Source organism: Peribacillus sp. YIM B13482 (assembly GCF_042787975.1).
Taxonomy (GTDB): Bacteria; Bacillota; Bacilli; order Bacillales; family DSM-1321; genus Peribacillus; species Peribacillus simplex_A.
This window is the reverse complement of sequence record NZ_JBHZPF010000008.1, coordinates 69,024-80,745: the sequence shown is the minus strand read 5'-3', so window position 1 is coordinate 80,745 and position 11,722 is coordinate 69,024. Positions and strand designations below refer to the sequence as shown.

Below are 11,722 nucleotides of genomic sequence, written 5' to 3'. Positions count from 1 at the left end.
ATATTTAAAATATATAAAGATAAAAATGACAGTGTACTCCTTATGAAAAACTTACTATTTAGCGAAATATTCTCATAATTATTGTATAGACGGAATGAAAATTATGCGGTAAACTATTTTTCGAAATATTAATTTAATTTGAAAAATTTAATTTAATCAATTTTTTCTGGGGCATCTTGAATAAATATTCATGCATCAGAGCTATGATTACAAAATGGGGGGATTATTTTGAAGAAGAAAAAATTAGCAGGGGCATTCCTTTCTCTAACACTCGCTGCAGGAGTTCTAGCAGGTTGTTCCGGCTCCGGTTCATCAGATAAAACAAGCGGGGACGGTGATACGATCAAGATCGGTGTCAACCTTGAATTATCAGGCGGTGTAGCCTCATATGGTCAATCAATTGCGGAAGGCCTGGAACTTGCGACTGCAGAAATCAATAAAGAAGGCATTGACGGAAAAAAAATCAAACTAATAAAAGTCGATAATAAATCTGAAGCGTCCGAAGCGACTAGCGGAGCAATCAAGCTGACATCACAAGATAAGGTTGCGGCGATCGTGGGTGCAGCGACAAGCACGAACTCGATTGCACAAGTGCAGATTGCACAAGATAATAAAGTGCCGGTCATCTCACCTTCTGGTACAAGCCCTGAAATCACTTTCAGCAAGGATAAATTGAATGATTACATTTTCAGGACAAGCTTCATCGATCCTTTCCAAGGAACGGTTGCTGCGAATTTTGCCACTAAAGAAATCAAAGCGAAAAGTGCGGCCATCTATATTGACAGCTCAAGTGATTATTCAAAAGGATTAGCTGCAGCCTTTAAAGAACAATTCGAAAAAAATGGCGGAAAGATCGTAGCTGAGGAAGCTTACATTGCGAAGGATACGGATTTCCGTTCCACATTGACTCGTTTGAAATCGGCAAAACCTGATTTCATCTTCCTACCTGGTTACTATGAGGAAGCTGGTCTGATCGTGAAGCAGGCGCGTGAAACTGGACTTGACGTCCCATTCATGGGCGGAGACGGCTGGGACTCTCCTAAGCTAGTTGAAATTGCCGGTGCAAAAGCGCTAAATAACACGTTCATAACGAACCATTATTCTTCAGGTGACCCTGATGAGAAAATTCAGAAATTTGTGTCAGCTTTTAAAGCGAAGTACAAAGATAAATCCCCGGATGCATTTAACGCTCTAGGATATGACACAGGATACTTCCTTGCCGATGCGATCAAACGTGCCGGTTCAGCCGATTCAGAAAAAATTAAAGAAGCGCTGGAAAAAACGAAAAACCTTGAGCTTGTAACGGGTACTTTTACATTGGATAAAAAACATAATCCGATCAAATCCGCTACAATCCTTGAATTTAAAGAGGGAAAACAAGTATTCAACACAAAAATCAATCCTTAATTTCGGAGAATAACTCCAACCCTTTCGCCGGCCCTTCGTCATAAAAGAAGGTGCTGGCGAATTCTCATTTTTCAGGTATACCAGGTCACTGAACTTCCCCTTGGCGGAATGCAAAGAGTCTGGACTAATCACATTATAAAATTAGATTTTTCAAGGAGAGTCGAACATGGAATTGATACAGCAGTTAATAAACGGAGTTTCACTAGGAAGTATTTATGCCCTTATCGCTCTCGGTTATACGATGGTTTACGGGATTGTTAAATTGATAAACTTTGCACATGGTGATGTCTTCATGGTCGGCTCATTCGTTGGATTTTACTCGATAACGGTTCTGGATCTTTCATTTGTGCCAGCTCTATTAATCTCGATGACGATCTGTGCGCTCTTTGGAGTGATAATCGAGCGAATCGCATACAAGCCATTACGAAACGCTACGCGTATTGCAGCACTTATCACGGCCATCGGGGTCTCCCTCTTGATCGAATACGGATTCATCTACGTCCGCGGTGCACAGCCGGAGGCTTACCCGAATGATGTATTGCCGACGGACAAGTTCAATATTTTTGGAGTTTCCATCAATAGTCAATCGGTTTTGATTTTTGGAGTGGCTGTAGTCCTGATGATCATTCTTCAAATCATCGTTCATAAAACAAAAATAGGAAAAGCCATGCGTGCCGTTTCATTCGATGCGGATGCAGCCAAGCTGATGGGGATCAATGTTAATAACACGATTTCTGCCACCTTTGCAATCGGCTCCGCTTTAGCTGGGGCAGCGGGCGTCATTTTCGGCATTTATTATATTAAGATCGAACCGCTCATGGGTGTGCTTCCGGGGTTGAAGGCATTTGTCGCCGCCGTACTTGGAGGGATCGGGATTATACCGGGCGCCATGGTCGGAGGCTTATTACTTGGTGTCATCGAGGCTTTGGTCAGTGCCGCCGGTTACTCATTATGGCGTGATGCAGTAGCCTTCGTCGTACTGATTCTTATCTTGATTTTCATGCCACAAGGCTTATTCGGTAAAAACAAAAAAGAAAAAGTATAGGGGAGACAAAGCAATGACTACATTTAAGCGGGCAAAAGGTTTTTGGCTCTCGATTTTACTATCATTGATCTTTTTCGCCGTAGTTCAAGTGTTAATCGGCGGCGGATCGCTAAATCCTTTTTATCAAAATACGCTCATGTTCATCGGGATCAATATCATTCTGGCAGCGAGCCTTCACTTGATCATCGGGATAACAGGGCAGTTTTCCATCGGGCATGCCGGATTCCTGGCAGTCGGAGCCTATGCTTCAGCCGTTATGACCATGAAGCTTGACATGCCTTTTGTTGCAGCATTGATAGTGGGCGGTTTGGCGGCAGCGCTGGCAGGATTGATCATCGGAATCCCAAGCTTACGTTTAAAAGGTGACTACTTGGCGATTGCCACCCTCGGTTTTGGGGAAATCGTCCGGATCGTGCTTTTGAATATCGATTATGTTGGCGGGGCAAGCGGGATGCAGGTATCCCATTTGACCACTTGGCCTTGGGTATTCGCTTCCGTTATCGTTACGATCATCGTCATCAGGAACTTCACAAGTTCGACACATGGCAGAGCCTGCATATCGATCCGTGAGGACGAGACGGCTGCCGATTCGATGGGGATCAATACGACCTATTACAAAGTTGTCGCGTTTGCGATCGGTGCCTTTTTCGCCGGAATTGCTGGAGGGCTTTACGCTCATAACTTCTACATCATCCAGCCATCCAACTTCGGATTCCTGAAGTCATTCGATATCTTGATCTTAGTTGTACTTGGCGGCCTTGGAAGTCTTTCAGGAGCCGTATTGGCGGCCATCTTACTGACTGTGGTCACGACATTCCTTCAGGATTATCCTGAAACGCGAATGATCATTTATAGCCTTGTGCTAATCGTCATGATGATCTATCGTCCACAAGGTTTAATGGGGACAAAAGAAATAACATCCATGTTCAAACGTAAAGGAGGCAGCAGCCATGAAAATAAAAACACCGCTGCTTAAAGTCGATTCGGTCGGCATCCAGTTCGGGGGGCTAAAAGCCGTTTCCGATGTTAACGTCGAGCTGTACCCTGGGGAATTGGTTGGCTTGATTGGACCGAACGGAGCCGGGAAAACGACTTTTTTTAACTTACTGACAGGGGTATACGTCCCGACGGAGGGAACGATTTCTTTAAAAGGGGAGGACTTGAGAAAAAAGCCTCCATATAAAATCACACAAAAAGGCATCAGCCGGACATTCCAGAACATTCGCTTATTCAGTGAACTATCCGTGATCGATAATGTAAAGGTGGCCTATCATTCCCTTTCGAAGCATAGCATTTTAAGCTCGATCTTCCGGATGCCGATCCATTTTAAAGGCGAAAAGGAAATGGATGAAAAGGCGATTGAGTTCCTGAAGATTTTCAACCTTGATCAATATAAGGATGAAAAGGCTAAGAACCTGCCATATGGCAAACAAAGACGTTTGGAAATTGCCCGTGCACTTGCAGCCAACCCGAAATTGCTTTTGCTGGATGAACCGGCAGCGGGAATGAACCCTCAAGAGACGCACGAGCTCATGAACCTGATTGCCCTCATCCGTGAGAAATTTGATTTGACCGTATTATTGATTGAACATGATATGCCGCTCGTCATGGGTGTTTGCGAACGCATATATGTACTCGATCACGGACAACTGATCGCTCAAGGCAAGCCAGAGGAAATCCGTAACAATCCAAAAGTCATCGAGGCCTATCTGGGCGAGGAGGTTTCATAATGTTAAAAATCGAGGACATCAACGTCTATTATGGAAACATTCAAGCCTTGAAAGGAATCTCGCTTTCTATTAATGAAGGTGAAATCGTTACCCTGATCGGGGCAAACGGAGCGGGGAAAAGCACGATGCTGAAAACCATTTCCGGACTGTTAAAACCAAAACAGGGGAAAATCATGTATGAAGGGCAATCCATCGGCGGAAAGGCCGCACAATCCATCGTGAAAATGGGCATTTCCCATGTACCTGAAGGCCGGCGTGTATTTGCTAATATGACCGTTGAAGAGAACCTTCAGCTTGGTGCCTATTTACGCAAAGATAAGGCAGGCATCAAGCAGGACATGGAGAAAGTCTATGAATTATTCCCGCGTTTGCTTGAACGCCTGAAACAGCAATCCGGAACCCTTTCCGGCGGTGAACAGCAAATGCTCGCAATGGGCAGGGCACTCATGGCCAAGCCCCGGCTTTTGTTGTTGGACGAGCCATCCATGGGACTCGCCCCATTATTGGTGAAGCAAATCTTTCATATCATCGAAGAAATCAATAAAACAGGTACAACGATCCTGCTGGTTGAACAAAATGCCAACCTTGCCCTATCCATCGCGGACAGAGCCTATGTTGTCGAAACCGGCCGAATTGTCCTATCAGGCAAATCTGAGGAACTGACCGCAAGCGAAGAAATCAAGAATGCCTATTTAGGAGGACATTAAACCGCTTTATAGCGGATTCAAACTGCAGACAAACTCGAGGAAAAGCGAGTGTGCCTGCAGTTTTTTATTTCAAAAAAAGTGCCAGTTGATTTCAGAAATCCGCTCCCTTTCCGCCGACTGTCTGCCAAGCCTCCTCACCGCAAGCGGCTGTGGGGTCTTGGCTAGCCAGTAATTCGGCAGGAGTGTCGCAAATTTCTTCAATCCAATAAGGATTACAGTAAAAAAACTTTAAGAGTAATCTAGTCTTGTTTTAAAATCATGGTTTGGGATTAGAACATTCGGAACCCCCAGACTGGGAGATATATTCGAAGAAAAGCGAGTGTGCTTGCAGTTTTTTTATTTTAAAAAGTGAGTTGATTTCAGAAATCCGCTCCCTTTCCGCCGATTGTCTGCAAAGCCTTATCAAAGTAAGCGGCTGTGGGGTCTCGGCTAGCCAGTAATTCGGCAGGAGTGTCGCAAATTTCTTCAATCTAGTGTTTCATCCATATAAAAAGTAAAAAACATGAAGGATAAACAAGTCTTCTTTTATAAAAGGATTCGGGGTGAGATACTTCGGCCCCCTTTTTTAGACAAAAGTGTTTATATCTGAATGAGTTGATTGGAACGGAAGGTACGAGACTCCTGCGGGGAAAGCGAGTCCAGGGAAACCCCCACAGGCGCGAAGCGTCGAGGAGGCTCCCGGACCGCCCGCGGAAAGCGAGTGCCTGGAGTGGAAATCAAAGTACAAATTTTAAAGTAATCAATTATTATCAAGTTTGTCTATAGTCAACCGCTTTGTTTTAAAATTAGATAGAACCCATTTTTGTCGACAAACTGAGCTAGCGTTATAGCGGTTTTTTGTTTTTTAAATAAGCTATTTTAACTAGATAAAAAGGTTAGTAAAACCAAATCACTCGGTATACAATCTAGTTAGGGATAATAGTAGAATAGGTTCATGTCAAAACCTCATCCATAGCTATTCTTAATCATATTTTTTGGAGTGATTTCATGCACAAACTTATTCAGGCCATACTGCCAGTTCTACTGCTGTTTATGATTCTGCCAATCTGCGAGCCGGATGCTGCATCTGCAGAAGAAATCCCGCAATCCGATGGTGTCATCGTCAAATATAAAGAGACGAATGATGAGCCGATCAACGACTTGATAGAAAAGGTTGAGGTCCCTAAAGGGGAAACGACCGACAACGTTATCGAGGAACTTGAAGAACAGAAGAATGTGGAATATGCAGAGCCAAACTATCTTTTCAAGAAGATGGACAGTCCGAACGACCCTGCCTATAAAGACCAGTGGCATCATAAAACGCTCGGAACGAATGCAGCATGGACAAAAACCATGGGCTCAAAGGAAATGATCGTAGCCATTATTGACGATGGGATCGATCGTAACCACGCTGATTTAAAAGGGAAAATCGTCAATGCCTATGATACGGTACGCAATCGGAAGAATATCGTACCAAAAGGGGGGCATGGAACGCATATCGCTGGCATCATTGCAGGTTCTGCGAACAACGGCATTGGTGGAGCGGGTGTTGCGCCTAACGTAAAACTCATGCCGATCAACGTTTTTGATGGCGAATATGCCAATACGGCCGATATCATTGACGCCATTCATTTTGCCGTACAGCATAAGGCTAACATCATCAATATGAGCCTGGGAGATACCAGTTATTCGGAGGCGTTGAACAAGGCTGTCCAAGAAGCCTATAAAAAAGGCGTCCTGATCGTCGCAGCTGCCGGGAATGAAGGTGATATGGGCAAAAATGTACAGCGTGTGTATCCAGCTGCATTCAGCCATGTCATTTCCGTTGCCGCCACTGACTCAAGGGACAAGCGTACCAGTTATTCCAACTACCATTCAACAGTGGATATTGCAGCCCCTGGAGATGATATCCTTTCAACCTTACCGGATGGTAAATACGGCTGGATGAGCGGAACATCAATGGCCACGCCGATGGTGACGGGTGTAGCGGCACTGATTTGGTCGTATGAGCCCAAGCTCAACAAATCGGAGGTCGAATACCGCCTATATGATTCAGCCGTGGACCTCGGTGCAAAAGGGAAAGACATCTACTATGGAAACGGGCGGCTCAATGCCAAAAAAGCGCTGGAAATGAAGACGCTGACCAAACCGGCCGTGACCGCGATTTCCGATAGGGACACCAAGATGAATGGGAAAATCCCAACTGATTTCAAAACGGGGACCGTCTCCATTTATACCGATAAAAAACAACTCGCCACAGTGAAGATCAACGGCGAAAAGTCGTTTACAGCGACCATCGAAAAACAAACAGCCGGCACGACCATCTCTACTAGGGTCATCGATAAATCGGGAAATAAAAGTATACCCGTTTCATTTAAAGTGGCAGATAAAACGGCTCCCTTAAAACCGTCAGTAAATACGGTAGGAGACAATACCGTTAAAGTAGCGGGAAAAGCGGAAGCGGGATCTGCAGTCACTGTCAAAAATGGCAATACGGTCCTTGGCAAAGCAAATTCCAATAACGCTGGGAATTTCACCGTTACGATGTCAAAGAAACAAAAAGCAGGAAAAGTCCTATCCGTTACAGCAACCGATAAAGCAGGAAATACAAGCTCAGTCAAAACAGTGACCGTCGCAGACAAAACAGCACCAAGTAAACCTACGGTCAACACGGTCACGACAAAAACGACAAAAGTAACAGGCAAAGCAGAAGCCAACTCCACTGTCTCCATCAAAGCATCTGGAAAAGTGATCGGCTCTGCCACAGCAACGAATAAAGGTGCTTTCTCGGTTAAAATCCCCAAGCAAAAAGCCGGGAAAAACCTATATACCTATGCCAAAGACAAAGCGAAAAACGTAAGTGAATCAAGGAAAGTCACGGTTAAAAAGTGATATGAAAATAGGAACAGCCCCCATAATAAGTACTGGGGGCTGTACTTGTATCACTCTTGTTTTGGGTCAAAAAAAAGAAGCAATAGCGAATATTGCTTCTTTGATCATCTATTGTTTCATCTACGTTGCAATATCGTCCTACACGAAATACTTTAAATTTCACCTTCTTCAAGCCTCCTATTATATTCAATTTTACTAATTAATCCTTTTGCATTACAGGTAAGACAATCAGTATAAATATCGTAGGCACCCGTACCTGCACAAACATGGCATTTAACATGAGTTTCTGGTATATCCTTTTGCATGAATGAAAAAAGTTTTCCAATATACTGCAGAATAAGCATTCCCAAAACTCCTTTTTTTTTTTATCATACAACAAAAAAAGGCGAAACCAACATGAAATACAATATCATTACTTAAATCAAATAAAACCATTACATACTTTACATTGAATTAAAAAATCGCCTCGATAAATTCAAGGTTATTTTATTAGGTAAGAAAGGGCGAGGAGTTAACAGTCCTTAAAGATATACTTATTTAATTGTTCGTTGCCGTAAAGTTTTGTTCCAACTCTCCCTTTAAATCAAAGGCTGTTTTCACATACTTTGTTACTATTTACCAGGTAGTGAGTTGTGGTTGATTTCCCCTCCCGCAGGAGTCTCGCACTTCCGCTCCAATCAACCTTAAATAGTTTCGTTTTAAAAACAACAATCTTTACGAAAAGAGCCAAATCAAAAAAGCCGCTCAAATGGAACGGCCTAACTTTCCTTTATAAACTATCAGGAAGTTTGTCTACTGCATTTATGGACTTTGGGAAACCTGTGGGATATTTTAATACGGATATAATTATTTTTTTCTCAAAATCCATAGGTAAGCCAATATTGAAATCCCCACAGAGACTGCTGCCATTATGTAAATGCTAATATACCCAAACAGATAGCCGATTTGTCCGAAGAGGATGGCACCGCAACCAATTCCAAGATCAAAGAAGGAATAGAAAGTGGCGTTAGCCATGCCCTTTCGATTTCGAGCAGCGTGTTCAAGAGACCACGCCTGAAGAGCCGGTTGGACTGCACCGAATCCAATGCCATAAAAAATAGCTGCCATATACAGAATCATGTTACTTGGCATCCATGCTAGCAATAGCATCGCTGCTACGATAAAAAGAGTAGATGGAATAAAGACAGCTTGATGTCCTTTTTGATCATAGATTTTTCCAGCGAACATTCGTGTGAAAATAAGAGCTAAAGCGTAAAGAAAAAAGTATCCTTGAATACCTGTAATACCCTTTTCGATAGTATAAAGCGGTAAGAAGGTAGCAATCCCGCCAAAAGATACCGTAATGAAAAAAACAAGAACGGACGGAGCAACAGCGCTTTTTTCATAAATGTCAAACCTATTAGTTTTAGCGGGGGCAGAAGGAGGATCTACTTTTTTATAGGTAATTGTTGAAGCCATGATCCAAGCTGCCAGGCTTAATGCACCGCAAAATAAAAACAAATGCTGAAAGGTTAAAACATCCGCTAAGAAAAGTCCAAATGACGGACCAAAAGCCATCGCCAAATTACCCGATAAAGTGAAGTATCCCATTCCCTCCCCCCGACGCTTTGCTGGAATAAGATCGGAGGCAATCGTACCTGATGCGGTGGTCGTATATCCCCAGCCAATCCCTTGGACAATCCTCATTGCACATAGAAGGAAAATACTCATCATAAATCCAAACGAGCCTATCGCTACAGCCAAAAAGGCTAGACCGAACAGGAAAACAAAACGTCTACCTTTTGTTTCCAAGGCCTGTCCGGCAAAGGGGCGGACAATCAGAGCGGAAAATAAAAACATGCCAGCAACTAACCCAATATACCGTTCATTTCCGCCAAGCTCTTTTACAAAAAGCGGAAGGGTCGGGGAAGTCATTTGAAAGGATAAAAAAACAAAGAAGTTAGCAAAGAAAATCATCACAAAATCACGTGACCAGATTTTATTGGCAACCGGAAGGTCTTCTTTTAACAAGGGTACACCCATAATAGTTATTCTCCTTAATTGATAGTAATTATCATTCTCATTTTACTAGAGTTATAGAAAACAATCTATATAGAATAGAAATAGAAAATAAGTGAAAATAAGTGATCACATTATATCTAAGTAATATTGACTAATAGTTAGTCTGTAAAATCATAATAGAAACAAAAAATTAGGATGGAGGTCACTTTATATTCAGAAAATACAAAATTTGATTTGTAAAAATTAATAAAAATGTTATATTTATGTAAATAAATAAGAGGATAGACTTACGAGGAGGAATGGTTTTTTAGGTGATGGATATTAGCTCTATATCTTACCTAATTTATATGAAGGTGCTAAGAGGTGACAAAAAGTTAGCTATTACTAAGTCCATTGCCAATAGTGGTCTGAATCTCTTATTATCACAATGCCATTTGATCATGTTCCTGCCTCTACAGAACCCTACTGTAGAGTGTAGTTAACTTTGCATGAAACAAACGTAGTTGTAAAATCCTATCTTTACCGTGAAGTTCCAATGGAAATTAATTAACCCACTTGGTAATTATGGTAAAATTGTCTGGTGTTTGGGATAGTTGTTAAGAGTTCATATCATTAATGTGAAATTTTAATTAAGGACCTTTTATTTACCATTTATAAGGTTTATTATCAATGGGGAATGAGAGATTAAAGGAGTTAATTATGGGTAGACTTACAGAAACTTTAATGGAGACGGTAGAGGATTCTCAAAATAGCAGGAAGAAACCTATGGTTGTTAAACTAAATTCCGAACAACTTGATGAGTTTATACAAAGATTTCCAGATGATGGGGAGTTTTTTGGTTTAAGCTATCACATTCATGATGATAAGACGGTCACTTTTAACTATAATTCAGATGGTAAACTTCTAGAAGTATTGAATTTGGTTAAGTGATTTGCACTTTGGAGTATCCAGCAGAAATGCTGGATTTTTTTGAGCTTAAATAATCTTAATGAGATTTTGTTCAAAGTCGAATAATGTAGATGATAAAACAGCATCTGTGAAACGGACAGTAAATGGAGGCGGTGACAATACGACAAAAGTATCTTGTAAAGTTGAATCAGGCTCTACCGTTATTGTTAAAATGGGAGCACTGCGTTCGGCAAAGCAAAGTCCATTAGCTCAGGGAAGTAAACTGTTACGATGGCGAAATAACAAAAGGTCGGTAAAGTCAATTTCATAAATGAAACCTCCCAGGTATTCTATTTATCGCTTCGCCTTTTCCGCCACAAGTAGCAATGTCATCAGCAAGCCTTAGCCATAAGGACGCGAAGTTTTTTCAATGATTCTGAAGGGGTACGAACGAAGGAAGAGTAGCCATTCTTCACTATATCAGCTAGGGCAAGGGCATCTTTTTTATCACTTTTGGATTGCGTATTATCACGATTTTCTTTGTTTTTTTTTGACATGGTGAGGATTGACCGTGACGACATCTATGTTTTGTTTGACTAGCCACTTTGGAAGGTATATCCAATAACGAGCGGTAGGTTCCATTCCGACTATCGTGGTGTCTAAGTTTTTCAAGTGTTTTAGTTCCTTGATTCAGTTTAGTAAGCTAGTAAAACCCTCTTCGTTATTTTGAAAAGACAAAGGTTTTCCGACCACAATGACCCGATAGTTTACAGCACGGGCCACGTGTACATGTTGGGCAATATCCACACCAACAACTAGATGTTGATCCGTAATTCTCTCAATTAGTTGATTTTGTTTGTTTTGCATTTTAAAATTCATAGTAGGGCTTCCTCCTTAAGGTTTTGAGTTAGATTGGTCTCTATACTCGTATCTTACTGAGGGGCTCTATTTTTTTCAAACCTGATATTTAACGATCTACAGGAATGCTTCCACAGGGAGTCCTCTTTTTATGCCTATTGAAGTATTAAGAAACTTTGTGGTAAAGCACCCCATAAATTGATATCATATGTACT

At 41.9% G+C, this 11,722-nt stretch carries 9 protein-coding genes and 1 pseudogene; 7 read left to right on the top strand and 3 right to left on the bottom strand.

Going from position 1 to position 11,722, the window contains the following annotated elements:
- The first annotated feature begins 228 nt into the window (after nt 1-228).
- The 6 genes from ACFX4L_RS06715 to ACFX4L_RS06690 all read left to right on the top strand — a co-directional run bounded on the left by ACFX4L_RS06715 (nt 229) and on the right by ACFX4L_RS06690 (nt 7,760).
- Entirely contained in the window at nt 229-1,407 is a 1,179-nt protein-coding gene (locus ACFX4L_RS06715; protein ID WP_377381078.1) for an ABC transporter substrate-binding protein, read from the top strand.
- Nucleotides 1,408-1,573: 166 nt separating this feature from the next.
- Entirely contained in the window at nt 1,574-2,452 is an 879-nt protein-coding gene (locus tag ACFX4L_RS06710) for a branched-chain amino acid ABC transporter permease (protein WP_061464210.1), read from the top strand.
- A gap of 13 nt (nt 2,453-2,465) precedes the next feature.
- Nucleotides 2,466-3,428, top strand: a complete 963-nt coding sequence (locus ACFX4L_RS06705; RefSeq protein ID WP_125162139.1) for a branched-chain amino acid ABC transporter permease — start codon at nt 2,466-2,468, stop codon at nt 3,426-3,428.
- Complete coding sequence (locus ACFX4L_RS06700) at nt 3,403-4,182, top strand: ABC transporter ATP-binding protein (protein WP_125162140.1); 780 nt, start codon at nt 3,403-3,405, stop codon at nt 4,180-4,182. Before ACFX4L_RS06705 ends, ACFX4L_RS06700 begins: the two co-directional genes overlap by 26 nt.
- A complete protein-coding gene (locus ACFX4L_RS06695; protein ID WP_061464207.1) occupies nt 4,182-4,889 on the top strand; it encodes an ABC transporter ATP-binding protein in 708 nt (235 codons plus the stop codon). The genes ACFX4L_RS06700 and ACFX4L_RS06695 overlap by 1 nt, the downstream gene beginning before the upstream one ends.
- Before the next feature lie 987 nt (nt 4,890-5,876).
- On the top strand, nt 5,877-7,760 hold the full coding sequence (locus ACFX4L_RS06690; RefSeq protein ID WP_377404363.1) for a S8 family serine peptidase: 1,884 nt from the start codon (nt 5,877-5,879) through the stop codon (nt 7,758-7,760).
- Nucleotides 7,761-7,912: 152 nt separating this feature from the next.
- On the opposite strand, the gene ACFX4L_RS06685 is transcribed toward ACFX4L_RS06690, so the two are convergent.
- Nucleotides 7,913-8,104, bottom strand: coding sequence for a hypothetical protein (locus ACFX4L_RS06685; protein ID WP_061464205.1), 192 nt, complete (start codon nt 8,102-8,104; stop codon nt 7,913-7,915).
- Nucleotides 8,105-8,606: 502 nt separating this feature from the next.
- Complete coding sequence (locus ACFX4L_RS06680) at nt 8,607-9,782, bottom strand: MFS transporter (protein WP_377404360.1); 1,176 nt, start codon at nt 9,780-9,782, stop codon at nt 8,607-8,609.
- Nucleotides 9,783-10,460: 678 nt separating this feature from the next.
- Here ACFX4L_RS06680 and ACFX4L_RS06675 point away from each other — a divergent pair.
- A complete protein-coding gene (locus ACFX4L_RS06675) occupies nt 10,461-10,691 on the top strand; it encodes a hypothetical protein (RefSeq protein WP_377404357.1) in 231 nt (76 codons plus the stop codon).
- Nucleotides 10,692-11,053: 362 nt separating this feature from the next.
- Here the strand turns inward: ACFX4L_RS06675 and ACFX4L_RS06670 are convergent.
- A pseudogene (locus ACFX4L_RS06670) lies at nt 11,054-11,528 on the bottom strand (IS110 family transposase); the annotation flags it as partial.
- Between the last annotated feature and the right edge of the window lie 194 nt (nt 11,529-11,722).

Bases quoted from the DNA above. Each gene is read 5' to 3' on its own strand.
- ACFX4L_RS06690 (WP_377404363.1), top strand. From the start codon at position 5,877: ATGCACAAACTTATTCAGGCCATACTGCCAGTTCTACTGCTGTTTATG.
- ACFX4L_RS06700 (WP_125162140.1), top strand. From the start codon at position 3,403: ATGAAAATAAAAACACCGCTGCTTAAAGTCGATTCGGTCGGCATCCAG.
- ACFX4L_RS06710 (WP_061464210.1), top strand. From the start codon at position 1,574: ATGGAATTGATACAGCAGTTAATAAACGGAGTTTCACTAGGAAGTATT.
- ACFX4L_RS06675 (WP_377404357.1), top strand. From the start codon at position 10,461: ATGGGTAGACTTACAGAAACTTTAATGGAGACGGTAGAGGATTCTCAA.
- ACFX4L_RS06680 (WP_377404360.1), bottom strand. From the start codon at position 9,782: ATGGGTGTACCCTTGTTAAAAGAAGACCTTCCGGTTGCCAATAAAATC.
- ACFX4L_RS06705 (WP_125162139.1), top strand. From the start codon at position 2,466: ATGACTACATTTAAGCGGGCAAAAGGTTTTTGGCTCTCGATTTTACTA.
- ACFX4L_RS06685 (WP_061464205.1), bottom strand. From the start codon at position 8,104: ATGCTTATTCTGCAGTATATTGGAAAACTTTTTTCATTCATGCAAAAG.
- ACFX4L_RS06695 (WP_061464207.1), top strand. From the start codon at position 4,182: ATGTTAAAAATCGAGGACATCAACGTCTATTATGGAAACATTCAAGCC.